The organism is Kitasatospora sp. NPDC058046, assembly GCF_042885595.1.
In the GTDB taxonomy this organism is placed as follows: Bacteria; Actinomycetota; Actinomycetes; order Streptomycetales; family Streptomycetaceae; genus Kitasatospora.
Map to the genome: position 1 here is coordinate 426,980 of NZ_JBHVRS010000005.1, position 25,509 is coordinate 452,488.

General features: G+C 74.9%; 19 protein-coding genes. 9 read left to right on the forward strand and 10 right to left on the reverse strand.

The genetic code is table 11. From position 1 onward, the window contains the following. Positions 1-156: 156 nt before the first annotated feature. The 3 genes from ACFVU7_RS14175 to ACFVU7_RS14185 form a co-directional block, all read right to left on the reverse strand. Entirely contained in the window at positions 157-525 is a 369-nt protein-coding gene (locus ACFVU7_RS14175) for a BlaI/MecI/CopY family transcriptional regulator (RefSeq protein WP_049650008.1), read from the reverse strand. Positions 526-740: 215 nt separating this feature from the next. Then, positions 741-3,482, reverse strand: a complete 2,742-nt coding sequence (locus ACFVU7_RS14180) for an FtsX-like permease family protein (protein WP_388045196.1) — start codon at positions 3,480-3,482, stop codon at positions 741-743. After that, positions 3,479-4,279, reverse strand: a complete 801-nt coding sequence (locus tag ACFVU7_RS14185) for an ABC transporter ATP-binding protein (protein WP_117486990.1) — start codon at positions 4,277-4,279, stop codon at positions 3,479-3,481. The genes ACFVU7_RS14180 and ACFVU7_RS14185 overlap by 4 nt, the downstream gene beginning before the upstream one ends. A gap of 360 nt (positions 4,280-4,639) precedes the next feature. Between ACFVU7_RS14185 and ACFVU7_RS14190 the strand changes: the two genes are divergently transcribed. Both ACFVU7_RS14190 and ACFVU7_RS14195 read left to right on the forward strand, forming a co-directional pair. After that, positions 4,640-5,374, forward strand: a complete 735-nt coding sequence (locus ACFVU7_RS14190; protein WP_388045197.1) for an MgtC/SapB family protein — start codon at positions 4,640-4,642, stop codon at positions 5,372-5,374. Between the two features lie 100 nt (positions 5,375-5,474). Further along, a complete protein-coding gene (locus ACFVU7_RS14195) occupies positions 5,475-6,152 on the forward strand; it encodes a YoaK family protein (RefSeq protein WP_388045198.1) in 678 nt (225 codons plus the stop codon). Positions 6,153-6,313: 161 nt separating this feature from the next. Here ACFVU7_RS14195 and ACFVU7_RS14200 read toward each other — a convergent pair whose 3' ends face one another. Then, a complete protein-coding gene (locus ACFVU7_RS14200; protein ID WP_380739672.1) occupies positions 6,314-6,970 on the reverse strand; it encodes a hypothetical protein in 657 nt (218 codons plus the stop codon). A gap of 417 nt (positions 6,971-7,387) precedes the next feature. On the opposite strand from ACFVU7_RS14200, the gene ACFVU7_RS14205 reads away from it, so the two are divergent. Genes ACFVU7_RS14205 through ACFVU7_RS14215 form a run of 3 tightly spaced genes read left to right on the forward strand, consistent with a single transcriptional unit; the run spans position 7,388 to position 10,826 of the window. Next, complete coding sequence (locus ACFVU7_RS14205; protein WP_049656925.1) at positions 7,388-7,912, forward strand: PadR family transcriptional regulator; 525 nt, start codon at positions 7,388-7,390, stop codon at positions 7,910-7,912. Beyond that, on the forward strand, positions 7,909-8,601 hold the full coding sequence (locus ACFVU7_RS14210; protein WP_074002566.1) for an ABC transporter ATP-binding protein: 693 nt from the start codon (positions 7,909-7,911) through the stop codon (positions 8,599-8,601). The genes ACFVU7_RS14205 and ACFVU7_RS14210 overlap by 4 nt, the downstream gene beginning before the upstream one ends. Next, the gene (locus ACFVU7_RS14215; RefSeq protein ID WP_388045199.1) at positions 8,598-10,826 is read left to right on the forward strand and encodes an FtsX-like permease family protein; all 2,229 of its coding nucleotides are present in this window, start codon (positions 8,598-8,600) and stop codon (positions 10,824-10,826) included. The genes ACFVU7_RS14210 and ACFVU7_RS14215 overlap by 4 nt, the downstream gene beginning before the upstream one ends. A 26-nt stretch (positions 10,827-10,852) precedes the next feature. On the opposite strand, the gene ACFVU7_RS14220 is transcribed toward ACFVU7_RS14215, so the two are convergent. After that, positions 10,853-11,395 (reverse strand): NUDIX hydrolase, encoded by a 543-nt coding sequence (locus tag ACFVU7_RS14220; protein WP_387966940.1) that lies wholly within the window; start codon positions 11,393-11,395, stop codon positions 10,853-10,855. A gap of 21 nt (positions 11,396-11,416) precedes the next feature. After that, on the reverse strand, positions 11,417-12,835 hold the full coding sequence (locus ACFVU7_RS14225) for an SDR family NAD(P)-dependent oxidoreductase (RefSeq protein ID WP_234348576.1): 1,419 nt from the start codon (positions 12,833-12,835) through the stop codon (positions 11,417-11,419). 462 nt (positions 12,836-13,297) lie between these two features. Between ACFVU7_RS14225 and ACFVU7_RS14230 the strand changes: the two genes are divergently transcribed. Beyond that, positions 13,298-14,737 (forward strand): GuaB1 family IMP dehydrogenase-related protein, encoded by a 1,440-nt coding sequence (locus tag ACFVU7_RS14230; protein ID WP_049656920.1) that lies wholly within the window; start codon positions 13,298-13,300, stop codon positions 14,735-14,737. On the opposite strand, the gene ACFVU7_RS14235 is transcribed toward ACFVU7_RS14230, so the two are convergent. Then, complete coding sequence (locus tag ACFVU7_RS14235; protein WP_388045200.1) at positions 14,698-15,699, reverse strand: DUF5995 family protein; 1,002 nt, start codon at positions 15,697-15,699, stop codon at positions 14,698-14,700. The genes ACFVU7_RS14230 and ACFVU7_RS14235 overlap by 40 nt on opposite strands. Positions 15,700-15,906: 207 nt before the next feature. On the opposite strand from ACFVU7_RS14235, the gene ACFVU7_RS14240 reads away from it, so the two are divergent. After that, positions 15,907-16,746 (forward strand): poly-gamma-glutamate hydrolase family protein, encoded by an 840-nt coding sequence (locus tag ACFVU7_RS14240; protein ID WP_117486985.1) that lies wholly within the window; start codon positions 15,907-15,909, stop codon positions 16,744-16,746. 38 nt (positions 16,747-16,784) lie between these two features. Here the strand turns inward: ACFVU7_RS14240 and ACFVU7_RS14245 are convergent, their stop codons facing one another. Continuing rightward, the gene (locus ACFVU7_RS14245) at positions 16,785-17,180 is read right to left on the reverse strand and encodes a DUF3224 domain-containing protein (RefSeq protein ID WP_388045201.1); all 396 of its coding nucleotides are present in this window, start codon (positions 17,178-17,180) and stop codon (positions 16,785-16,787) included. A 175-nt stretch (positions 17,181-17,355) separates the two neighbouring features. Beyond that, positions 17,356-18,447: a PP2C family protein-serine/threonine phosphatase gene (locus tag ACFVU7_RS14250; protein ID WP_049655986.1), complete on the reverse strand. Its 1,092-nt coding sequence runs from the start codon at positions 18,445-18,447 to the stop codon at positions 17,356-17,358. Positions 18,448-18,651: 204 nt separating this feature from the next. Here ACFVU7_RS14250 and ACFVU7_RS14255 point away from each other — a divergent pair, with 204 nt between their 5' ends. Both ACFVU7_RS14255 and ACFVU7_RS14260 read left to right on the forward strand, forming a co-directional pair. Beyond that, positions 18,652-19,629, forward strand: a complete 978-nt coding sequence (locus ACFVU7_RS14255) for a pseudouridine synthase (protein ID WP_388045202.1) — start codon at positions 18,652-18,654, stop codon at positions 19,627-19,629. A gap of 137 nt (positions 19,630-19,766) precedes the next feature. After that, positions 19,767-20,525 (forward strand): SDR family NAD(P)-dependent oxidoreductase, encoded by a 759-nt coding sequence (locus ACFVU7_RS14260; RefSeq protein ID WP_388045234.1) that lies wholly within the window; start codon positions 19,767-19,769, stop codon positions 20,523-20,525. Between the two features lie 83 nt (positions 20,526-20,608). On the opposite strand, the gene ACFVU7_RS14265 is transcribed toward ACFVU7_RS14260, so the two are convergent. Further along, on the reverse strand, positions 20,609-24,292 hold the full coding sequence (locus tag ACFVU7_RS14265; protein WP_388045203.1) for a SpoIIE family protein phosphatase: 3,684 nt from the start codon (positions 24,290-24,292) through the stop codon (positions 20,609-20,611). Positions 24,293-25,509: the final 1,217 nt, after the last annotated feature.

Genomic DNA, 25,509 nt, shown 5'->3' on the forward strand with positions numbered 1-25,509 from the left:
GACAACGCCGGTCCGGCCGCGCGGGTTCAGGCGCGCGGGTCAAGGACACGGCAAATCCCACGAACCCCCACCCCCCACCCCCACCCGGGGCCCGTCGGTACCCCCACGCCGACGGGCCCACGGGGGCGTGTCCGGGGACGGATCCGAGCGCGAGGACTACCCGGCCTCCCGGGACCTCGCGTGTTCGAGGGCGGCGAGCAGGGCCGAGGCCTCCGCCCCGCTGATCCGGTCGACGAAGTGGAGCAGCGCGCCCGCCCGGTCGGGGGTGGTCTCCAGCGCCCGGTGCATCAGCCGGGCGGTGTACTCCTCGCGGGTGCAGCTCGGCCGGTACACCCAGGCGCGGCCGACCTTGTCGCGGCGCAGCCAGCCCTTGGTGTGCAGGATGTCCGCGACCGTGGTGACGGTGGTGTACGCGACGGCCCGGTCCCGCTGGAGGTCGTCGACCACCTCGCGCACCGTGGCGGGCCGGTCCCAGGACCAGAACCGGTCCATGATCTCGGCCTCCAGGTCCCCGAACCCCCGCAGCACCGCCCTCTACTCCCTCTGCTCCCTCGCCGGACCGGACGCCGACGCCCTTGGCCCGCCGGATCGCGGCCCATGGTACGGCGAGCGCCGGGCGCCCGCCCCCGGGTGAAGGGGACGGACGCCCGGCGCGTAACGGTCGGTGCCCGGGTGGTGCCCAAGCGGTGTCAGCCGGTGGTCGGTACGTGTGCAAGACGTGTCCGAGGCTGACGGGGCCGTCAGGACAGCCGCCGCCCGAGCGGGATGCGGGAGCGGGTGAGCAGCGCCGCGAGCAGCCCCGCGACCACCGGCAGCACCAGCACGATCAGCAGCAGCTCGCCCCAGGGCGCGGTGATCAGCGCCGGCTTGGCCCCGAACCCGCTGGCCCGGGACTTCAGCAGCCCCACCGCCGGCACGAACCCGTTGACCGCCCCGAGCAGCGCGCCCAGCAGGGCGATCAGGGTGCACTGGAGTCCCGCCATGCTCCGCCGGATCCGCGGCGGCGCGCCGACCGCGGCCAGGGTGGCCTGGTCCTGCCGGGAGTCGGCGGCCGCCAGGCCGGTGGCGATCCCGGCCGCGCCGAGCACGACCAGCGCGGCGAAGCCGGTGAGCGCCAGGCTGAGCGCGTCGCCCGTGGGCTGGTAGCCGCGCTCCACCTCCAGCGTGGCGAAGCGGTCCAGCCGGACGGCGGCCGCCGCGGCGCGCTGCTGGGCCTTGCGGTCGGGCGGCGTGGCGGGCAGCCAGACCGAGCCGGACGGCCGGGACGTGAGCCCGAGCGCGGGCAGCGCGGAGGGCAGCGCCAGGCCCTGGGCGAAGTCGGCGGCGGCCGGGTTGTCGACCAGCACCGCGTCGACCGGGACCTCCTGGACGTCCGGCTTGGGCACCTCGCCGGGCTGCAGCGGAGCGCCGCCCCCGCCGCGCAGGACCATCACGGCCTTGCCGTCGGCGCCCACCAGGGACCGGTCGAAGACCAGCAACTTCCCTGCTGCCAGCGCCTGTTCGGCGGCCGGGTCGTGGACGGCGAACAGGTTGTGCAGCACGGTGACGTCACCGGCGGCGATGTGCGGCGGCGAGCCCAGGCCGCGGCGCTCCGGCGGGCCCTGGAGCTGGACGACGCTGGAGCAGTTGTCGCAGAAGCGGTACTCCACCTGGCCGAGGTCGCCGCGCGGGCCGAGCCCGGACAGCTGCTTCTCCAGCTCGGCCCGCTCCTCGGTGAGCCGGGGCCCGTCGACGTACGTCATCAACTGGACGGCGCCGTACGGGGCCTGCGGCCGGTAGTCGCGCCGGTCCTCGGCGTCGGTGCTGGTGGAGTAGACGCCGATGGCGACGGCGCCGGCCACCGCGGCCATCACCGCGGCCACCGCCGGAGCGGTGCGCGAGCGGTGCCGGGCGGCGTCGCGCAGCGCCAGCCGGGGGCCGAGCGGCAACCGCCCGGCGGCCCGGCCGATCAGGGCGACCAGCATCGGGGTGCACAGCAGCAGGCCGATCTCGGCGGTCACCGAGCCGCCGAGCACGGTGAGCGTACGGGTGTCGTAGCCGCCCGCGCCCGGCTGGTCGCGCTTCACGGCGCCCGCGCCGTACATCGCGAGCACGGCGCCGAGGACGAGCAGTCCCAGGCCGGCGAAGGTGACCAGCCGGCTGGGGGCGCGGACGGTGTCCCGGCCGGTCAGCCCGGCGGTGACGCTGCGCCGGGCGGCCTGCAGCGCGGGCAGCGCGGCCGCGAGCAGCGCGGTGAACAGGCCGATCCCGGCGATCGCGAGGAGGTCCAGCGGCGGCACGGCGAAGTGGCCGAAGCGCACGCCGCCGAACTGCTCGATCCGCGGCCGCAGCAGGGCGACCACCGCGGTGCCGAGCACCACGCCGACCACCGCCCCGGTCGCGCCGAGGACGACGCCGCCGCCGAGCACCACCGCGCCGACGTGGGCCCGGCTCCCGCCGGCCGCGCCGAGCAGGGCGAGCTGGCGGCGGGAGCGGCGGGCGCCGACCGCGAAGGCGGGCCCGGCGAGCAGCGCGATCTCCAGCAGCGCCATGCCGCTGACGACGGCGACGACCATCTTGGTGTTGTTGGCGGCCGTCGGGTCGTGGTAGCGGTACGCGTCGCGGTAGTAGGGGACGGCCTGCTCGGGCGGCGGGGCGATCGCCACCGAGCGCGCGGTCAGGGTGTAGCCGTGGGCGTTGAACCGCTGGACGGCGGCCCAGTCGAGGGAGGCCCCGGACGGCAGCCGGACCAGCCAGCCGGACCGGGTGGCCGAGGGCTTCTCCGCGACGGGCCCGCCGGCCGCCAGCGCGGTGTTCAGCGGCTCGATCAACTCGCCGGGCCGGGCGACGAGTTCGACCCGTCCCAGCTCGCTCGGGTGCTCCACCACACCGGTGATGGTGTAGGTGGTGCGCTCCAGGCCCTGGAGGGTGGTGGTGGCGCCGGTCTTGAGCCCGGAGCGGTCCAGGAAGGCCCGGGTGACGGCGACTTCGTGCGGGGCGCTCGGGGCACGGCCCTCGACCAGGTCGAGCCGGCCGCGCCAGATCGGGTCGCCGAGGTCGGCCTCGGTGGTGAGGGTGCGGACCAGGCCCTCGGGCGAGTCCGCGCCGGCCTCCGGCCCGGGCCGGGCCGGGGTGAGCGCGCTGCCGGGCGGCAGCAGCGCGGCGACCAGGGCGGCCGGGTCGGTGCTCGCGCCCTTCTCCTGCTCGGCCGTCGGCTTGTCGCCGGGGCGGGCCGGGACGGTGAAGGCACCGTCCTCGGCGATCGGGGCCTGCTCGACCGGTGTGCCCGGGGCGAGCGAGGTGACCAGGGCGTCCGCGCCGCCCACCACCCGCTGGACCCGTTCGGCCGGGGTCAGCTGCCCGCTGCGGTGGACCACGTCGGCGCCGGTGACGCCGAGCACGGGCAGCGCGATCATGGCGGCGATCAGCGCGCTGCGGCCCTTGGCGCGCAGCGCGTCGCGGCGGGCGATGCGCAGGGCGACCCGCCAGGCTCCGAGCCTCACTGCGCCACCTCGCCGACCGCACCGGAGGGGTGCACCGCGGCGAGGCGGGCGGAGGAGCGGCGGCCGGGGGCCTCCGAGGCGACCGCGCCGTCCCGCAGGTGGACCACCCGGTCCGCCCAACTGGCGTGGGCCGCCTCGTGGGTGACCATCATCGCGGCGGCGCCGGCGTCGCAGCGGGCGCGCAGCACGGCGAGCACCGCCTCGCCGGTGGCCGAGTCGAGGGCGCCGGTCGGCTCGTCGGCGAGTACCAGCCGGCGCTCGCCGATCAGGGCGCGGGCGATGGCCACGCGCTGCTGCTGGCCGCCGGACATGTCGTCGGGGAAGCGGTCGGCGAGCTCGCCGATGCCCAGCTCCTCCAGTGCGGCCAGCGCCTCCCGGCGGGCCCGGCGGCCCGGGACGCCGTCGAGTTCGCGCGGCAGCGAGATGTTCTCGGCGGCGGTCAGGGCCGGGATCAGGTTGTAGTCCTGGAACACGTACCCGATCGAGCGCCGCCGGAGGTCGGCGAGCCGGCCGCGGCCGAGGCCGCCGAGGGCGACCCCCTCCACCAGCACCTCGCCGTCGCTGGGCTGGTCCAGCCCGCCGGCCAGGGTCAGCAGGGTGGACTTCCCGGAGCCGGACGGGCCCATGACGGCGACGAACTCGCCCGGGTGGACGGCCAGGTCGATGCCGCGCAGGGCGTGCACCTCGGCGGCGCCCCGCCCGTGCACGCGGGTGACGTTGGCCAGGCGCAGGACGGGTGCGGGCCGGTTCGGATCGGTGTGGGACACACTTCCCCCTCGTGAGCTGCTCAACTGCATATGTCGGTGAACTATATATGTCGGAGGACGTGACGCAAGGCGGGTCGGTTCCCGGGCGGCGGTGATCGGGTTCGGTCAAACTTCTACAAAGCTGTCGAGGAAGAGCGGGAAACCCCTGCCCCGGTCGTTCGGAGGCGGTCTATGCTCGGGACGGCTCACGGCTCCGGAGGCGCCCGAGACCCCCGATGCGCCGACGCGCCGTCACGTTGTCCGGGGCCGACCGCACGGCCGGCCCCCGCGCCCTGCGCGCCTCCCCGCCGACCACCGTGGCGATGGCCATCATCGAGGTCGCCCGGCCTGCCGGGAGCATCGACCGCGTGCCACCGTCCGTACCCCTCCTCCCGTGAAGGAGGTGCCGTCGTGCACACCCTGACCACCGTCGACTTCCTGGTACGGCTCGCCACCGGCGTCGCCTGCGGCGCGCTGATCGGCGTCGAACGCCAGTGGCGGGCCCGGATGGCCGGCCTGCGCACCAACGCCCTGGTCGCCGCCGGCGCCACCCTGTTCGTGCTCTACAGCGAGGCCGTCGGCGACGCCGGCAGCCCCACCCGGGTCGCCTCCTACGTCGTCTCCGGCATCGGCTTCCTCGGCGGCGGCGTCATCCTGCGCGACGGCGCCGGCGTACGCGGCCTCAACACCGCCGCCACACTGTGGTGTTCGGCCGCCGTCGGGGTCCTCGCCGCCTCCGGCAAACTGCGGTTCGCCGTCCTCGGCACACTCGCCGTCCTCGTCGTCCACCTGGTCCTGCGCCCGGCCGGCCGACTCCTCGACCGGGCCCCGCAGGCCGGCAGCGACCCCGACTCCACCACCCGCGCCACCGTCCACCTGGAATGCGACCGCAAGTCCGAGACCCACATCCGGGCCCTGCTGCTCCAGGCCCTCGCCGGCTCCGGGCTCTCCCCGACCGGCCTGCGCGCCCGCCGCACCGACAACGGCGACGCCACCAGCCTGCGGGCCACCGTCGCGATCACCGGGCAGGTCGCCCCGGCGCTCGAACAGGTCGTCACCCGGCTGTCGTTGGAGCCCGGCGTACGCGACCTGCACTGGCACCTGGAGGACGAGCCGGAGGACCCCGGCAGCCCGGCGCTCGCCTGACGGGCGGCGCGGACGTACCGTCACCACCCGGACCGTGTCACCGGACCGCGTCACCCGAACCGGGTCACCCGAACCCCCGCCCGAACCGACTGGAGGCAGGATGCCGACCCCCGATCCCGAGCACGGGCCGCTGGTGCCGATGCTGCTGGTGCTGACCGTGGTCACCGGAGTGGTGGACGCGGTCAGCTACCTCGAACTCGGCCACGTCTTCGTCGCCAACATGACCGGCAACGTGGTGTTCCTCGGCTTCGCCCTGGCCGGCGCGGCCAACCTCTCCGCCACCGCCTCGCTGGCCGCCCTCGCCGCCTTCCTGCTCGGCGCCCTGGCCGGCGGCCACCTCGCCCGCCGCCTGCCCGGCCACCGCGGGCACCTGCTGACCGCCGCCGTCGCCGTCCAGTCGGCGCTGGTCGCGGCGGCCACCGTGCTGGCGGCCGTGGCCGGCCACACCTCCGAGCCGGCCCGCTACACCCTGATCGGGCTGCTCGGCTTCGCCATGGGCGGCCAGAACGCGGTGGTCCGCGCCCTGAAGGTCCCCGACCTCACCACCACCGTGCTGACCATGACCATCACCGCCCTCGCCGCCGACCGCACCGGCCCCCGCCGGCTGGCCTCCGCCGTCTGGATGTTCGCCGGCGCCCTCCTCGGCGCCCTTCTGGTCCTCCACGCCGACATCCCGCTGGCCCTGGCCCTGGCCCTCGCGCTGCTCCTCGCCGTCGCGGCCCTCACCCACCGCGCCGCCAGGACCGTCCCCGCCCCCGCCTGGACCCGGCCGCGCTGACCGGGCATCCGGTGATCCGCCGCCCGCCCATGGCGGGTGCCGGGTGCGGGCCGCGTCGAATTCCGGCCCCGCCCGAGGGGGTTCGGGATGCCGCACGGTCGCCTACGGCCCGGACGGCGCCCCTGGCGGCGTCGACTTCCGGGGTGTCACCGGTGGCTGGCTCAGTCCTCGCTGCGGTGCCCGGCGCGGCCGCTCCAGAGGGGTTCGAGGCGCTCCCACTCGGTGCTCCAGGCGGCCTCCGCCCGGCGGTCGAGCGCCTGGAGGCGCAGGCGGAGGGCGAGGGCGAGCAGGGCCAGCAGGACGAGGAGGCCGCCGGCGCCGGTGCAGGCGGCGGAGACGGCGAGGGCCACCCGGTCGGCCGGGGCGACGGAGACGGTGCCGGCCGCGTCGACCCAGACGGGGATCCGGCTGCCGGTGACGGCGGAGTGCGGGGCCTGGACGGTGCCGTGGCGCGGGCTGCCGTCGGGGGCGGTCCAGTCCGCGTCGACGTCCACCTGGTTGCTGTAGCCGCCGGCGAAGCGGCTGCCGGTGGCGGTGGTGCGGTCCGGGACGCCGCTGACCACGGCGTCGACCTGCTGCAGCCGCCCGCGGTCGGCGTCGGCCCGGTGCGCGGTGGCGCGGTAGAGGAGCAGCGAGCCGCCCGCGCACAGGGCGAGGGCGAGCACCGCGCCGAGCACGGCGGACAGCCAGGCGCGGGCGCGGGAGCGGTCGAGGGGGCGGGCGAGCGGCTCGTGCCGGGCACCGAGTGCCCGCCGCAGCCGCCGGCCGGTGCGCCGCGGGAGCGACGCGGGCAGGGCCGGACGGGGAGTGCTGGACACGGTGAGGGCTCCTCAGGGGCGCGGGGACGCTGGGCGGTTACGCCCCAATGTCCACCCGGCGGCCCCCCGCGCACAAGAGTCGTGCGCGTTCGGAGGACCGCCGGTACCTGCCGGTCAGGGCCGGTCGGCCCAGTGGTCGGGACGTTCGGCCCTCGGCATCCGCACCCGGTCCGGGCAGGCTGGGGTGTGGCGGCGTCCTCCCGGTGCTTGGGCGCGGCCGTGGCCCGGTCGGCCGTGGGGGCGCCGGGCCGAGGTACGGGGCAGGGGGTGGTCGTGGGGCCACCCCCTGCCTGTGCCGTGTCCGGCTCCGGCCCGTTCTCCGCCCTTTCCTCGCCGATGAACTGACGATGTCCCAGGTCGGGGCCGTATTCTGCCCAGATATACACTCGGGGTATACGCCGGGTGTATGTTTCCCCCATGAGTGTTCCTTTGACCCTTCTGGGGCTGCTGGAGCGAGAGCCGAGCCACGGCTACGACCTCAAGCGCGACTACGACGCCCTCTTCGGCCGCGGCAAGCCCCTTCCGTACGGCCAGGTCTACTCGACCCTCGGCCGGCTGGCCCGCGACGGCAAGGTGGTGGCCGGCGAGGCGGAGCCCGGCGACGGGCCCGAGCGCAAGCGGTACGTCATCACCGAGACCGGGGCGACCGAGTTCGAGACCTGGCTCCAGGAGCCGGTCGCGCCCGAGCCCAACCTCCAGTCCGTGCTGTTCACCAAGGTGGTGCTGGCCCTGATGCTGGGCCGGGACGCCGAGCACTACCTGGACACCCAGCGCGCCGCCCACCTGCGCCGGATGCGCGAGCTCACCGAACTGCGCCGCACCGGAGCCCTGGTGGACGCCCTGCTCGCCGACCACGGCCTGTTCCACCTGGAGGCCGACCTGCGCTGGATCGACCTCACCGCCGCCCGCCTGGACGCGCTCGCCGCGGAGGTGAACGCGTGACCGCTGTGATCGAGGCCCGGGACATCGCCCTCGCCTTCGGCGAGACCCCCGCCCTGCGCGGGGCCAGCCTGTCCGTCCAGGCCGGCGAGGTGCTCGCCATCATGGGCCCCAGCGGCTCCGGCAAGTCGACGTTACTGCACTGCCTGGCCGGCATCCTGGTGCCCGACGCGGGGGAGGTGCTGTTCGACGGGCAGCGCCTGGACACCATGCCGGAGGCCCGGCGCAGCGCCCTGCGCCGGGACAAGTTCGGCTTCGTCTTCCAGTTCGGCCAGCTGGTGCCGGAGTTGACGGCCGAGGAGAACGTCGCGCTGCCGCTGCTGCTGAACGGCGTGCGCCGCTCCGCCGCGCTGGCCCAGGCCCGTCCCTGGTTCGCCCGGCTCGGCCTGGACGGCATGGAGCAGCGCCGCTCCGGCGAGCTGTCGGGCGGTCAGGCGCAGCGGGTCGCGCTGGCCCGCGGCCTGGTGGCCCGGCCGCGGGTGCTGTTCGCCGACGAGCCGACCGGCGCGCTGGACTCGCTGACCGGCGAGCAGGTGATGGAGCTGATGGTCGCCTCCGCCAAGGAGCAGGGCACCACCGTCATCCTGGTCACCCACGAGGCCCGGGTCGCCGCGTACGCGGACCGCGAGGCGGTCGTCCGCGACGGCCGGGCCCGGACGCTCTCGGCCGGCGCCGGAACGGTGGCCCCGTGATCGCCTTCTCGCTCCGGCTGGCCGTCAGCGGCGGCCGGGAGGCGGTGGCCCGGCTGCTGATGATCGCGGCGGCGGTCGCGGTCGGCGTGGGGCTGCTGCTCTCGACCTTCGCCGGCGTGAGCGCGATCGACCGGGCCAACGAGCGGCAGCTCTGGATGAACACGGGCGTCAAGGGCGCGACCGCGGCCACCTCGGCGGACCCGCTCTGGTGGGGCGCCCGGATGGACTACTACCGGGGGAGGACCGTCTTCCGGGCCGATGTCGCCCCGACCGGTCCCACCTCGCCGCTGCCGCCCGGCCTGAGCCGGCTGCCCGCGCCCGGCGAGTACTACGCCTCGCCCGCGCTGGAGAAGCTGCTGCGCGACACCCCGGCCGTCGAACTGGGCGACCGCTTCCCCGGACGGCAGGTCGGCACCCTCGGCGAGGACGGGCTGCCCTCCCCGGACACCCTGGCGCTGGTCGTCGGCCGCACCGCGGACGAGGTCAAGGCCCTGCCGAGGGCCACCACCGTCACCAGCCTCGCCACCGTCCTGCCCCACGACTGCGAGTACGACTGCTACGGCGCGGGCGTGCACGGCGACGCGATGGTCCTGGTGCTCACCGTGGTCGCCGCCGCGCTGATCTTCCCGGTGCTGGTCTTCATCGGCACCGCGACCCGGCTCTCCGCCGCCACCCGGGAGCAGCGCTACGCCGCGATCCGCCTGGTGGGGGCGACGCCCGGCCAGGTGTCGGTGATCTCGGCGGTGGAGTCCACCCTGGCCGCGGTGATCGGCACGGCCCTCGGCTTCGGCCTGTTCGCCGCGCTGAAACCGGTGGTGGCCGACGTGCCGTTCACCGGCGACCGCTTCTTCGCCTCCGACCTGACCCTGACCCTGCCGCAGGCGGCCGGGGTGGTGCTGGGCGTGCCGGTGGCGGCCGCGCTCGCCGCCCGGCTCGCGCTGCGCCGGGTCACCGTCTCGCCGCTCGGGGTCTCCCGCAGGGTCACCCCGAAGCCGCCGAGCGCCTGGCGGCTGGCACCGCTGGTGGCCGGCCTCGCCGAACTCGGCTACTTCGTGGGCAACCGCCCGGAGACCACCGACGGGCAGTCCACGGCCTACCTGACCGGTTTCGTGCTGGTGATGCTCGGGCTGGTGGTCTCGGGGCCGTGGCTGACCATGGCCGCGGCCCGGGCGGTGGCCCGGCGCACCCGCCGTCCGGCCGCCCTGATCGCGATGCGCCGCCTGGCGGACGACCCGGGGGCGGGCTTCCGTTCGGTCGCCGGCGTGGTGCTGGCGCTGTTCGTGACCACCGCGACCCTGGCCATCATGAGCACCATCAACGCGAACCAGGGCATGCTCAACGGCGCCCCCGAGGTGCGCAAGGCGATCGTGGACGCCCCCTTCGGCAACCGGAACGACGCGGCCCTGCTGCCGTCGGTGCCCGATCGCGTGCTGGCCCGGGCGCGGGCCGTCCCCGGGTTCCAGGGGATCGCCCTGGTGCACGAGGACCCGGCCGGTACGGGCCAGCGGAGCGGGCGGGGCATCGTGCCCGGCCTGGTGAGCTGCGCGGACCTCGCGCAGATCCCCGTGGTCGGCCACTGCGCTCCCGGCGCCGCCGTCGCGGCCGTCGACCCCTACCAGCTGGTCGGCCTGGTGGACGCCTCCGACCGCGAGTGGCCGGCCGCACCGGTCTCCGAGGCCGAGGCGGCCGGGCTCCCGGTGCGGATGCTCTACGCGACCACCGACGGCTCCAAGGCGGCCAAGGAACAGCTGCGGACCCTGTTCATGAAGGAGTTCCCGCACTACGAGGCGAGGCTGGCCGAGGACTGGTCCTCCGCCGGGCAGAAGAAGCTCCAGGGCTGGCGGCAGCTGGCGAACGTGGTGCTGCTGACCACCCTGCCGATCGCCGGGTGCAGCCTCGCGGTGAGCGTGGTGGCCGGACTGTCCGACCGCCGGCGGCCGTTCGCGATGCTGCGGCTGACCGGCGCACCGCTGCGGCTGCTGCGCAGGGTGGTCGGACTGGAGAGCGCGCTGCCGCTGCTGGTGGTCTCGGCGCTCGCGATCGGGACGGGCTTCGCCGCGGCCGCGATGTTCCTCAAGGCGCAGAAGGACTACGACCTGGTGTCCCCGGGCCCGGCGTACTACGGGCTGACCGGTTTCGGGCTGGCCGCCTCGCTCGGGATCATCGCCTCGACGCTGCCACTGCTGAAGCGGATCACCGGACCGGAGGCGGCCCGCAACGGCTGAGCGCCGTCAGGCGGTCGGCTGCCCCGTCACCCGTTCCAGCGGGCGACGGGGTAGCCGTGCGTTCCGGCCAGCAGCCGCGGGGACAGCCGCGGCAGCCAGCTGCCGAGCACCAGCGCGGACGGGTAGAACATCGGCTCGGGCAGCGCGTCCACCGGGACGCGCTCCCAGCCGCCGCACGCGTGCGGCTCGGTGACCACGGCCTCGGCCAGGCTCGGCGGCGCCAGCACGGCGGCCGTCAGCCGGGGCCGGCCGAGCTCGTGGTCGAGGTGGACGGCGAGCACCCGCATCTCCTCGGCGGGCAGCACGATGCCGGTCTCCTCGGCGAGTTCGCGGGCCGCGGTCCGCTCGAAGGACTCGCCGGGGTCGACCTTGCCGCCGGGCAGGCTCCAGGTCGGCGGCTCGCCGGCCGTGGTCCGGCGGCCGATCAGCACCCGGCCGTCCCCGGTGGGCACGATGACCCCGGCGCCGAGCAGCGGTGCGGTCGGCGGGACCGGTGCGGCGGGCGCGGCCGGCCCGGCGGGTCCGGTGGGCGCGGTCGGTCCGGTCGGTCCGGACGGTGCGGTGCTCAACTCGCCATCCCCTTCGGCTGGTTACCAGTTGGAGCGGTCGTAGTCCTTGAGGAAGCAGCCGTACAGGTCCTCGCCCGCCTCGCCGCGCACGATCGGGTCGTACACCCGGGCCGCGCCGTCGACCAGGTCGAGCGGGGCGTGGAAGCCCTCGTCGGCGAGGCGCATCTTGTCCGGGTGCGGCCGCTCGTCGGTGATCCAGCCGGTGTCGACGGCGGTCATCAGGATGCCGTCGGACTCGAACATCTCCTGCGCGCTGGTGCGGGTGAGCATGTTGAGCGCGGCCTTGGCCATGTTGGTGTGCGGGTGGCCGGCGCCCTTGTAGCCGCGCGAGAAGACGCCCTCCATCGCGGAGACGTTGACCACGTACTTGCGGCGGGACGCGGAGGCGGCCATCGCCGGGCGCAGCCGGCTGATCAGGATGAACGGCGCGGTGGAGTTGCAGAGCTGGACCTCCAGCAGCTCCATCGGGCCGACCTCGCTGACGGTCTGCACCCAGCTGTTGGTGTCCGCGAGGTCGGGCACCAGGCCGCCGGCGTCGATCGCGGTGCCGGCCGCGATCCGGTCGGGCGTCGCGGAGCCGGTGACCAGGGCCAGCGAGGTGACGTCCTCGGCGGTGATCCGCTGCGTGTCGCCGCCCGCCTGGTGGGGGAGGGCGGGCAGGTCGACGCTGCCGCTGCCGAAGCGGCCGATGGTGGTGGCCTGGGGCAGCTCGCCGGCCGGCAGCGGGGCGGACTCGGCGTTGACCAGCTCGCGGTAGGACTCCGGCGGGCGGCGCACGGTCTGCGCGGCGTTGTTGATCAGGATGTCCAGCGGGCCGTCGGCGGCGACCTCGTCGGCCAGGGCCATCACCTGGGCCGGGTCGCGCAGGTCGATGCCGATGATCTTGAGGCGGTGGATCCACTCGGCGCTGTCCGGCATCGCCGTGAAGCGGCGGATCGCGTCGTTGGGGAAGCGGGTGGTGATGGTGGTGTGGGCGCCGTCGCGCAGCAGCATCAGCGCGATGTACATCCCGATCTTGGCCCGGCCGCCGGTGAGCAGCGCGCGCTTGCCGGTGAGGTCGGCGCGGGCGTCCCGGCGGGAGCGGTTCTTGACCGCGCAGTCCTGGCAGAGGTTGTGGTAGAAGGCGTCGACCTCGATGTACCGCTGCTTGCAGGTGTAGCAGGAGCGCGGGCGCTCCAGGATGCCCGCGATCTCGGTGGTGGTGACGGTGGTCAGGCCGAAGGCGCCGGCCGTCTCGTCGTCGATCCGGGTGGGCGCACCGGTGGCGGTACGGGCGGTGACCTCGCGGTCGTTGGCGGTCTTGCGGGCCCGGGTCTCCTGGCGGCGGCGCTGCTTGAGGGTGCGGAATATGCCGCCGACGGCCTTGCGGACGGTGATCGCGTCCGGGTGGTCCACGTGCAGCTCGTCGAGCTCGGCCAGCACCTCCAGGCAGAGCCGCAGCCGCTCGGGGTCGAGGCCGGGACCGAAGTCGGTCTCCTCCTCGGCGCCCTCGACCGGGTCCTGGCCGAGGTCCGTCCGCCCGGTGCCCGTCTGCTCGATGCCCGCCTGTCGGAGGTCCGTCTGGTCGATGTCCGTCTGACCGATGCTCACGCCTGCTGCCGCTTTCCCGATTCGCCACGCCCACACGCGTGAAGCCAAGCCCCTTACCGCGTGAATGCTACGGGAGCGGTCCGGACCGGGGCGAAAAGCCGACGTCGGAGGGGGTCTTTGGATGATCCTCCATGTCTACGCGCGGAGTATTGATCACGGTTTGTACGCAGCCCCAGCAATGCCCGTCGAACTGGCTTTTGCCCCCACCCTCACGGAGAATCGAACGCTGGGTGCCGGGCGCCCGAGTGCGCTCCGGCGGCATCGCCGCAACCGCACCCGAGGTGTATCCCCCCAGCCAGAGAGCCCTCCTTCATGCGCTTCCTGAACGACCTCAAGCCCTCGTACGACCTGACGTACGACGACGTCTTCATGGTCCCCAGCCGTTCCGCCGTGGGCTCCCGGCAGGGCGTCGACCTCTCCTCGAACGACGGCACCGGCACCACCATCCCGCTGGTCGTGGCCAACATGACCGCCATCGCCGGCCGCCGGATGGCCGAGACCGTCGCCCGCCGCGGCGGCCTGGTCGCCATCCCGCAGGACATCCCCACCGAGGTCATCGCCGAGGTCGTCTCCTGGGTCAAGCAGCGCCACCTGGTGTTCGACACCCCGATCACGCTCGCCCCCGGCGCCACCGTGGCCGAGGCGCTCTCGCTGCTGCCCAAGCGCGCGCACGGCGCCCTCGTGGTGGTCGAGGACGGCAAGCCCGTCGGCGTGGTCACCGAGTCCGACTGCCAGGGCGTGGACCGCTTCACCAGCCTGGCCGACATCATGTCCCGCGAACTGCTGCTGCTGGACGAGGGCATCGACCCGCGGACCGCCTTCGAGAAGCTCACCGAGGCGCACCGCAAGCTCGCCCCCGTCGTGGACGGCGAGGGCCGACTGGTCGGCATCCTCACCCGCAAGGGCGCGCTGCGCGCCACCCTGTACACCCCGGCCGTGGACGAGGCCGGCAAGCTGCGGATCGCCGCCACCGTCGGCATCAACGGCGACGTCGCGGGCAAGGCCGCGGCGCTGATCGAGGCCGGTGCCGACGTGCTGGTGGTCGACACCGCGCACGGCCACCAGGAGTCCATGATCAGCGCGCTGCGCGCGGTGCGCGGCCTGGACCCGCGGGTCCCGATCGTGGCCGGCAACGTGGTCTCCGCCGCCGGTGTCCGCGACCTCGTCGAGGCGGGCGCCGACATCCTCAAGGTCGGCGTCGGCCCCGGCGCCATGTGCACCACCCGGATGATGACCGGCGTCGGCCGGCCGCAGTTCTCCGCCGTCCTGGAGTGCGCCGCCGAGGCCCGCCGACTCGGCAAGCACGTCTGGGCCGACGGCGGCGTGCGCCACCCGCGCGACGTCGCGATGGCGCTGGCCGCCGGCGCCTCCAACGTGATGATCGGCTCCTGGTTCGCCGGGACCTACGAGTCCCCGGGCGACCTCCAGACCGCCGCCGACGGGCGCCAGTACAAGGAGAGCTTCGGCATGGCCTCGGCCCGCGCCGTCAGCAACCGCACCGCCCAGGACTCCTCGTACGACCGGGCCCGCAAGGCGCTGTTCGAGGAGGGCATCTCGCACTCCCGGATGTTCCTCGACCCGACCCGCCCCGGCGTCGAGGACCTGATCGACTCGATCATCGCGGGCGTCCGCAGCTCCTGCACCTACGCGGGCGCCGGCAGCCTGGAGGAGTTCCAGGAGAAGGCGATCGTGGGCATCCAGAGCGCGGCCGGCTACGCCGAGGGCAAGCCGCTGCACTCCAGCTGGGCCTGACCGGCTCCGGCGCCCGCTGCGCCTGTTGTGCCTGCCGGGCCCGCCGCGTCGGGGCCCGCACCGTCGGCCGTCCGGTTCCTCGCCTCGGGGAGCCGGGCGCCCGTGGCCGTTGCGGGGGGCGTCGCGGGGGCCGCCGCGGGGGCCGTTACGGGGGTGCGGTGCCCGGGGGCCTGGCCGCTGATCCGGCCGCCGGCCGCTCCGGTGCTCCGCCCGTCCTCCGGTCCGCCGCCGTGCCTCCCGCCCTGCCTCCCGCCCGGCCCGAGCGGGAGCAGCAGGACGCGGCCGAGCAGCCCGACCGAACCGTCCAGCGCCGTGGCGAGGGCCCGGGCGGCGCCCGGCAGGTGCCGCAGCTCCCACAGCGCCTCGACGGTGCCCCAGGCGCCCTCGCGGGCGGCCCCGACCGACCAGGCGCCGAGCAGGTGGGTGAGCGGCTCGGCGCGCTCCAGGAGGTCGGGCCCGGGCATCAGCTGCTCCCGGACGGCCGTCTCCACCTCGGCCAGCACCCGGTCGATCCGGTGGTAGTCCGGCTCGACGTCGGACGGCTCGCAGCCCCGGCGGCGGCAGGTGTCCACGACGGCCAGCGGCAGGTCGTGCTGGATGTGGGCGGCCATCCCGGCCAGCGCGAACTGCAGCGGGTGCACCCCCGGGTGGGCGCGCAGCGCGAACAGCGGCCGCCAGCAGGCGGGCGGCTCCTGCCCGACCGCGTCGGCGGCCACGGCCCGCAGGTACCGCCCGGCGAACACCACGTCCAGCTCGGCCACCGCCGACGGGTCGGCGAAGCGCCCGCCGTCCAGCCGGTCACGGACCGCCTCCGTCACGGTGAGGTAGAGCCGGTTGAACACCCCCACCCCGTCGGCCGGGGGCAGCCCCGCCCCGATCTCCCGCAGCCGGCCGACCACCTGCTCGACCGTCCGCGCCTCCACGACCACTGCCGTCGTACGATCCACCGCCGTGTCGGGCATGCGCCACCCTCCGATGTCGATCGTGCACTGATCGCATCATCGTGACAGCGCTGCCCGTGCCCGGGCGGATGCGGCACGCCTCCGTCGGGCCGGTGTCGCACGACCAGGTCGCTGTCGTACGACCGGGCCGATCCCGTCGTGACATGGCGTCGACTTGGCCAAAGCCTTGCCGGTACTTTTCCGATCCCCCACCTCCTGTCATGATCCGTGACCGTGATTAACCGTCGTACCCTGATCGCCGCGTTCGCCGCGGCCCCGGCCCTCAGCACCCTCGGCGCCGCCGTGGGCAGCACCCCCGCGAGCGCCGCCGCCGACCTGTACCCCTCCAACACGGCCCTCTACGCCAACCCGACCGTGGTCGAGGGCGTGGACTACGGCCGCCGCTACCGCCGGCACCTGGTCGACGACCAGAGCCCGCAGGGCCGTACGCCGTTCGTCCGGACCACCGTCATCGCCCCGCACGGCGGCGGCATCGAGGGCGGCACCTCCGAACTGTGCCTGGCCATCGCCGGCTACCACCCGGCCGACCTCGCCCCGGCCCCGGCCGCCGGGCCGACGCACGACTTCTGGATGTTCGAGGGCCTGCGCTCCTCCAACAACAGCGAGCTGCACGTCACCTCGACCCACTGCGACGACGGAGTGGCCCGCGCGATGTGCGCCGGCAGCCGCAACGTGCTGTCGCTGCACGGCTGCACCGCCGCCCAGGCCGGACTGGAGGCCGGTGCCCAGGCCGTGCTGGTCGGCGGCCTGAACCCCACCTTCCGCCAGTACCTGATGGAGGAGTTCGCGGCCGCGGGCATCCGGGCCGTGACCGCCTCCGGCGAGGAGGAGATCGCGGGCATCTCCCCGGAGAACATCTGCAACCGCAGCCTGCTCGGCATGGGCGCCCAGCTGGAGATGACCACCGAGCTGCGGGCCGCGATGTTCGCCCCGGGCAAGAACACCCGCACCGAGCGGGCGGCCAACACCCTGCCGCTGTTCTGGGCCTACGCGACCGCGGTCCGGACCGCGATCCAGCGGCTGGAGGCGACCCAGCCCATCCTCTGACGGGCCGGGGCCGCCGGCCGCGCGCGCCGCGGCCGGCGTCAGCCCAGCCCGTACTCCAGGACGTAGGTGTGGGTGCCGGACCCGTCGACGGTCAGGTGGAACTCGCCGGTGATCCCGGCCAGCTCGCCCGTGCCCGTGCCCGGCACCACCCGTATCGTCGTGCCGGTGGTGTCCCAGGCCGCGTGCTGGAGCACGAACGAGCCCTTGCGTCCGTCCAGTTCACCCGTCACGTGCTCCACCGCGACGTACGAGGCCGGGCTGCCGGAGGGGCCCGCGACGGAGAGCATCCGCACCTCGCCCGCCCCGCTCAGCCCGCCCGTGAAGGTCTTGGCGATCCGGACCCGCCCGAACGCCGCGCCCTCCCGCTCCTCCGTCTCCACCGGCTCGAACGCCGTGACCTCGAAAGACCCGCTCGCCCTGCTCCCGCTCCCCATGGCACCGTCCCCTCGTCGATCCGCGACCACCCTGCGGCCGGCTCCCCGCCGACCGTGGACCGAGCCTTGCACACACCACTGACAATCGCGGCCGGGAAGCTCACCGGAGCTGCTCTCCGGGCAGTTCTCCGGACCGCTTTCCGGACCGCCCTCCCGAGCCATCGGCGCGGCCCGGTCACGGCTCCCAGCGGATCGCCAGCACCGCCGCGTCGTCGGCCAGCCCGGCGTCGCCGACCCAGCCGCCGACGTCCGTCAGCACGGCGTCCAGCAGGTCCGCCGGGGTGCCGCCGTGCAGTCCGGGCAGCCGCTCCGCGATCGGGTAGAACCGGCCCGCGGCGTCCCGGGCCTCCGACACGCCGTCGGTGTGCAGGAGCAGCAGGTCGCCCGGCTCCGGGTCGAACCGCCGGTCCGGGTAGCTGTCGTCGGTGAGCCCGAGCAGCCCCAGGGGAGGCGCCGGGAACGGGGGCTCCAGCTCGCTCACCCGGCCCGCCCGGCGCAGCAGCGGGGGCGGGTGGCCGCAGTTCACCAGCCGCACCGGCCCCCGGTCCGGCGCCACGTCGAGCAGCAGCGCGGTGGCGAACCGCCCCTCCTCCGACGGCCGGGCGGCCAGCGCCGCGTCCAGCCGTTCGGCGAGCCGCCCGGGGTCCGGCTCGGTCCGCGCGGCCTCCCGGAACACCCCGAGGACGTCCGCCGCCGTCTCCACCGCCGGGAGGCCGTGCCCCTGGACGTCCCCGAGCAGGATGCGCAGCCCGAAGCGGGTCTCCACCACGGCGTACAGGTCCCCGCCGATCCGGGCCTCGGCGGCCGCCGCCACGTACCGCACCGCCAGGCGCAGCGGCCCGATCCGCTCCGGCGGCGGGCGCAGCAGGGCCCGCTGGGCCGCCTCGGCCACCGTCCGGACCTGGAACAGCTCCCGCTCGCGGGCCGCCACCAGGACGACGCTGGCCGCGCTGGCCAGGGTCGAGGCCAGGACGGTGACCGGCACGCTGATCCGGACCGAGAGCGGCAGCTGCGCGTTGGCCGACTCCAGCAGGCCGACGGCGACCACCGCGGCCGCGCCGACCAGCAGCGGCACCCGGGCCCGCCGGGTGGTCGCACCGGCCAGCACCGGGGCCACCGCGAGCAGCGGCGCCAGGGTGGTCCCGGGCCCGATGGCCAGCGCGGCCACCACGGCGGCGACCAGCAGCAGGAGCGAGCCGTAGAGCAGCAGCCGGGTCCGCCTCGGCAGGTGCAGCGGCGGCACCCCGTCCGGGCCGTCGGCGGTCACGCGTCCTCCAGTGGTGCCGGCCGGTCGGTCCGGCGGATCGGTCGGTTGCTCGGTTCGGCCGGTGGGGCGGCTGGTCGGCCCGGTCGGCGGACGGTCGGAGGCCCCCGGCGTCACGAGGGCCTCCGGTCCACTTTCCCTGCCCGGCCCCGGGTCAGCACCTCGGCCGAGGTGCGCGCGCCGGCGCGCACTAGGCTGGGCCGGGAGATGAGACGCAAGAGCCGCCGCCCGGCCTCCCCCCTCCCGCAGCGCCACGGTGTGGACCCGGTCCACCTCCGGCTGCCGCTCGAAGGCCCCTGGCCGACCGTGCGGGACCACCTGGTGGACCGGCTGCCCGCCGTCCCGGCCGAGCGGGTCGACGCCGCGCTGCGGGACGGCGAGATCGTCGGCGAGCAGGGCCCGATCGCCCCGGCGGAGCCGTTTCGCCCCGGCGCCCACCTGTGGTTCTACCGTGACCTCCCCGAGGAGGTGCGCGTCCCGTTCGAGCTGGTCGTGCTGCACCGCGACGAGCACCTGGTGGTGGTCGACAAGCCGCACTTCCTGGCCACCACCCCGCGCGGCCGGCACGTCACCGAGACGGCGCTGTCCCGGCTGCGGCACGCCCTCGACCTGCCCGCGCTCAGCCCCGCGCACCGCCTGGACCGGCTCACCGCGGGCCTGGCCATGTTCGTCGTCCGCCCGGAGGACCGCGGCGCCTACCAGACGCTGTTCCGGGACCGCCTGGTGCGCAAGGAGTACCAGGCCGTCGCCGGGTACGACCCGGAGCTGAGCCTGCCGCGCACCGTGCGCAGCCACATCGTCAAGGAGCGCGGGGTGATCGCCGCCCAGGAGATCGACGCGCCGCCGAACAGCGAGAGCCGGATCGACCTGCTGGAGCGCCGCGACGGACTCGCCCGCTACCGGCTGCGGCCGCTGAGCGGGCGCACCCACCAGCTGCGGCTGCACATGTGCGGCCTCGGGCTGCCGATCCTCGGCGACCCGGTCTACCCGGTCGTGCTGCCCGAGCCCGCCCCCGACGACTTCCGCCGCCCGCTGCAACTGCTCGCCTCGACGATCGAGTTCACCGATCCGCTGACCGGCCGGGAGCGCCGCTTCGCGACCCGCCGCACACTGACCGCCTGGACCGACCCGCAGGGCTGGGCCGACGACACCGGTCCCGGGCCCCAGGACCTCCGAACGATCTAGCTAGGGCCAACGTCCGAGCCGGTCCCCGTTCCGGTGGCCGATCCGCCGACCGGCCCGGCGGCGGGATGGTGTGCGGCATGAACGCAGGCACCAACGCAGGCACCAACGCAGACAACAACGCGGGCGTGAGCGCGGGCATGACGAGCGCAGGCACCGGCGGGGCGGGCCGCGCAGCCGTACCGCGGAGCGCTCCCGTCGCCCTGGTCACCGGAGCCTCCCGCGGCCTCGGCCTGGCCCTCGCGCGCGCCCTCGCCGCCGACGGCTGGCAGCTGGTGATCACCGCCCGGGGAGCGGCCGAACTCGCCGCCGCCGCAGCCGATCTGGCCGCCGTCACCAGGGTCGTCGCCCTGCCCGGCTCCGTCGTCGACGACGACCACCGCGCCCACCTGGCCGGGGCCGCGGAGGAGCTCGGCGGCGCGAGCCTGCTGGTCAACAACGCCGGAACGCTCAACGGCGCCCCCGGCCCCGGCGGGCAACCGCTGCCCCGGCTGGCCGACTTCCCGCTGCCGGGCCTGCTGGAGACCTTCGAGGTCAACACGTTCGCCCCGATCGCCCTCACCCAGCTCGTGCTGCCCCAGCTGCGCGCCCACGCCGGCGCCGTCCTCAACGTCAGTTCCGAGGCCGCCGTGGTGCCCTACCGCGGCTGGGGCGGTTACGGTGCCAGCAAGGCCGCGTTGGACCTCGCCGGCGACGTACTCGCCCGGGAGGAGCCGGAGTTGCGGGTCTGGTCGGTGGACCCGGGCAGCATGCGCACCCGGATGCTCCAGGAGGCGGGCCCCGGCGAGGACGTCTCCGGCGCACCGCTGCCCGAGCGGGTGACGCCGGCCCTGCTCGGCCTGCTTCGCGACCGCAGGCCCTCCGGCCGCTACCGCGCCGAGGACCTGGCCGGCCGCTGACGACACCCCCCGATCTCGGTGTCCCGCCCCAACTCGCCGCCCGCGCACCGGCCGAGAGACGCGGTGCGACAGCCGCCGATCGTTCAGGCGGACGGTGTTGCCCCCGGGGGCAACTCCAGCTCGAACCAGACCACCTTGCCGTCCTTGGTCCGGCGGCTGCCCCAGCGGTGCGCGAGCTCGTTGACCAGGTGGATGCCCCGGCCGCCCTCGTCCTCGCTGCGGGCGCGGCGGATCCGCGGCACCTCGGACTCCTGGTCGGCGACCTCGACGGTGAGCACCCGGTTGCAGTACAGCCGCAGTTGGGTGGGCGATCCGGCGTGCACCAGCGCGTTGGTGATCAGTTCGCTGGTGAGCAGCTCGGCCCAGTCGATGAGCGCGTCGAGCCCCCAGGAGGCCAGTGTCTCGCGGGTGAAGCGGCGCGAGTGGGCGACCATGGCGTGGTCGCCGGTGAGCCGCAGGGTGGCGATCCGGTCCGCGCCCTTCGGGCGGACCTGCGCCATGATGACGGCGATGTCGTCCTCGCCGGTGGTCTCGGTGAGCCGCTTCAGGACGGCGTCGCAGGTCTGTTCCAGCGAGCCGCGCCGGTCGGCGACCGTCCGGCACAGCAACTGCAGTCCCTCGTCGAGGTCCTGGCCCCGGCGCTCGACCAGCCCGTCCGTGTAGAGGGTCAGGATGCCCTCCTCGGGGAGGGTGAACTCGGCGCTCTCGAAGGCGACTCCGCCCACCCCCAGTGGGGCGCCGGTGGGCAGCTCGACCAGGTGCGCCCGCCCCTCGGTGTCGGCGACCACGGGCGGCAGGTGCCCGGCGCTGGCCGCGGTGCACTGGCGGTCCACCGGGTCGTAGACCACGCAGACGCAGGTGGCGAACTGGCCCTCGCCGATGCCCGCGGTCGCCTCGTCCAGCCGGTACAGAACCCGCTCGGGATCCAGGTCCAGCGTGATCAACGTCCGTGCGGCCGTGCGGAGTTGACCCATGGTGGCAGCGGCCCGGATGCCGTGGCCCATCACGTCGCCGACGATCAGCGCGACCCGCCCGGAGGACAGCGGCACCACGTCGAACCAGTCGCCGCCGACCTCGCTGACCACGCTGCTCGGCAGGTAGCGGTAGGCGAGGTCCAGCCCGAGCGTGCGGTGCACCTCCTGTGGCAGCAGGCTGCGTTGGAGGGTGAGCGCGGTGTCCCGTTCGCGGCGGTAGAGCCGTCCGTTGTCGATCGCCAGCGCGGTGCGGGCGGCCAGCTCCTCGGCCAGCGAACGGTCCGCCGACCCGAACGGCACCGGGTTGCGGGAGCGGACGAACTCCGCGCCGCCCAGCACCTGTCCGCGCGCCACCAGCGGCACCATCAGGTACGAGTGCACCCCGGCGTCCAGGCTCGGCTGCACCCGGTCGGGCGAGGCGACGATCCGGCTCAGCTCCTCCTCGGTCACCTCGGAGACCAGGATCGAGCGCCGGGTGCGCAGGCTCTGCGCGTACAGCCCGGCCGACTGCGAGGTCTCGCCCACCTGGTCGGCGGCCCCGAGCATGCCGCCGTCCGGGCCGGTGTCGCCGACCGCCACCGCCCGCATCAGCACCGGGCCCTCCGCCGGGACCGCCCCGGGCTCCTCGCCGCTGAGCACCGCCTCGCGCAGGTCCACGGTCACGAAGTCGGCGAAGCGCGGGATCACCACCTCCACCAACTCCCGGGCGGTGCGGTGCAGATCGAGCGTGGTGCCGATCCGGTTGCTGGCCTCGTTCAGCAGCGACAGCCGCTGCTGGGCGGCCCACGCCTCGTCCAGTGCCCGCTGTCGGGCGGCGGCCGCGTCGCGCTCGCGGGTGAACAGCAGCGCGTTGTCGATCGAGACGGCCGCCCGCACCGCCAACTCCCCGGCCAGCGCCACGTCGTCGTCATCGTACGGGCGCTCGACCCGGGTGCGGTAGAAGCCCGCCACGCCGACCGGGGTGCCGCGCGCGATCAGCGGGACCACCATGAACGACAGCACGTTCTGCTCCCGTACGGCGGCTTGCCGCACCGGGTCGTCCGCGAACCAGGCCATGCCCTCCTCGTCCATCCTGGGCACCAGGACGGGCTTGCGGTGCGCCAGGCACCAGGCGTACGGCGAACCGGGCACGAAACGGTGCAGATTGCCGGTGCGGGCGATCGGCGCCAGCGTCGAGCCGGGCACCGAGTGGAAGGCCATCCGCCGCAGCAGCGCCGAACCGTCCACCGGGGCGGTCGCCTCGCGCTCGCCGCGGACCAGCTCCTCCAGCACCTCCACCACCACCGTGTCGGCCAGCCTCGGTGCCGCCACCTCGGCCAACTCCTTTGCGGTCTGGGCGAGATCGAGCGTGGTGCCGATCCGGGCGGAGGCCACGTTGACCAGCGCCAGGCGCTCCTGCGCGGCCCTCGCCTCGCGCAGCGCCTGCTGCCGGGCCAGCACGGTCTGGTGCTGGCGCAGGTACAGCCGGGCGTTGTCGATCGCGACGGCCGCGCGCGAGGACAGCTCGTCGCCGAGCGTGATGTCGGCCGCCGCGAAGGACTCCCGCGCGCCGCGCCGCGAGTACACCACCATGCCGAGCGTCGTACCGCGCGCCACCAGCGGGGTGATCCGCACCGAGCGCGGGCGGTCGCCCAGGTAGGCCTGGCGGCGGCTCTCGTGGACGGGCTCGCTCAGCATCGGCAGCTCCCAGGAGGGCACCACCACCGTGCGCCCGCCGGCCAGCGCCCGGGCGTACGGGGAGTCCGGCCGCAGCTCGTACACCGCGTCGACCGGCAGCGAATCGGCCGGGTAGACGGCGTCGGCGGAGGCGATCGCCAGGCGGCGCACCAGCAGCGGGACGTCCGGCGCGGGCGGCTCCACGTTCCGGCCGGCCACCAGTTCCTCCAGCCCGAACACCGCGCTGATGTCGGCGACCCTCGGCACCATCGCGTCGACCAGCTCCCGGGCGGTCTGCCGCAGGTCCAGCGTGGTGCCGATCGAGGCGGTCGCGTCGACCAGCAGGGACAGCCGCTCCTGGGCGCGGGCCGCCCGGGCGTCGGCGTGGAACCGCTCGGTGATGTCGATGACCGTGGCGCACACGCCGAGCACCCGGCCACCGCGGTCCCTCAACCGGAAGTACGAGGCCGACCAGGCATGGTCGTGGCTCGGGTCGCCCGGGGTACGGCCGTGCGCCAGGTCGTCCACCACCGGCTCGCCGCTCTCCAGCACCCGGCGCATCACCGCCTCGGACTCGGGGGCGTTGATCCCCGGCAGCACCTCGGTGAGTCGACGGCCCAGCGGCTCCTCGACGCTCAGGCCGTTCGCGTCCGCCAGCGCCGCGTTCAACCGGACGAAGCGCAGACCGGTGTCGAACACCGCCATGCCGACCGGGGACTGCGTGAAGAACCCGTCGAGGAGCGCCAGGTCGGCCTGGAGCCGGCGCAGCGTCGTCACCTCGGAGGCCACCGCCAGCACCATCGGGGCGCCGCCCGGGCCGCGGATCGGATACGTACGGAACTCCAGGTTCACCAGGTGCCCGTCCCGGTGCCGCACCGGGAACACCCCGGACCACGACCGGCCCGCCAGGATCTGCCGGAACAGCTGGAGCACCTCCGGCCGGTGCTCCTCGGAGGTCAGCAGCGTCGCCGCCCGCGCCCCCACCGCCTCCTGCGCAGGGTGCCCGAGCAACGCCTCCGCGTCACCGCTCCAGTGCAGGATCCGCCCGTCGGCGTCGATCAGCGCCGTGGCGATCGGCACCATCAGCAGGGCGTCCTGCCGAGGCTGCCCCGCGCGCTGCGCGTATTCGTCCACCATGGCCAGAGAACCGTCCCAGAAACCGTCCGGAGATCGTTCCCACCAGCCCTGCCATCTTCGCACGCACCCCCACCCACCGCAGCCGCCCCAGCCCCCACACCCCGCACCCCACACCCCGGACCCACCCTCAGGCCCTGCCCACGGCGGCAGGGCCTCCACCACCACCCGACCCGGCAGCTCCCGCACGAGAAGTCGGCCCAGTCGACTTCTCGCGTCCCTACCCTCAGGCGCCGCCCACGGCGGCGCGGCCTTCACCACCTCTCGAGCCGGCAGTTCCCGTGCCATCCGTCGGCCTCGGAGCGACTGCCCCGAGCCCCTCACCCCGGTTGTGCGCAGGAAGTCGGTCCAGCCGACTTTCCGTGCTTCGAGTCCGAGTGCGGTTCCTGCCGGCGAGGCTTCCAGCACGCCCCCCAAGCGGTGCCCACGCAGGAAGTCGGCTTGGCCGACTTCCCATGTCCTGCTCCAGTGACCCTGCTCGCCAGGCGGCGTATTGCCAGGGCTTGCTTCGCTTGTGCCGCGCTATTTGTTGGCCTCGGCGCGAGCGTCCGGAAGCAGCCCACCCCGGCTGCGCGCAGGAAGTCGACCGCGCCGACTTCCTGCACCCCATTCCCAGGTGTTGTCCATGGCGGTGTGGCCTTCACTGCCGCGACGGATCGGTGGGTTGCGCGCGGAAAGTCGATCTAGCCGACTTTCCGTGCTTCCTGCCCGAGCGCGGTTCCTGTTGTTCCGGCCTCCGCCAGGGCCCCGAGCCGATGTGTGCGCGAGAAGTCGGCCCGGTCGACTTCTTGCGCCTCGCCCAGTGACGCTATTCAGTACGGGGCGTTTGGTCGGGGGGCCCGCTTCGCCGGTGTCCGGCTCGCACTTCAGGCGGCCGAGCTCCGGTTGATGTCGGCGGAGCCGGGGCGGGTCCTTCCGCCTGGGTGTGCGTGGGAAGTCGATTGAGCCGACTTCTCGTGCGCTTGGAGGGTGGGATTTCCGTGTGTGGGCTCCCGGTCTGCTCGCGAATTGTCCGTCGGCCTCGGCGCGGTCGTCCGGAGGCCTTCCGCGTAGGCCTTGGGGTGGTGGTTCGGGCGGACCGGTTACGCGGTGCTGGCGCCTGGATCGGCCCCGGCGGCTCCGGGGTTGGCTGCTTCAGGCCACGTGTTGCGGCAAATGGCATCGGCAGCGGCTCAATTTGGGTTCTGGGTCACGGAAAGTCGTCCAGAACGTCAACCGTT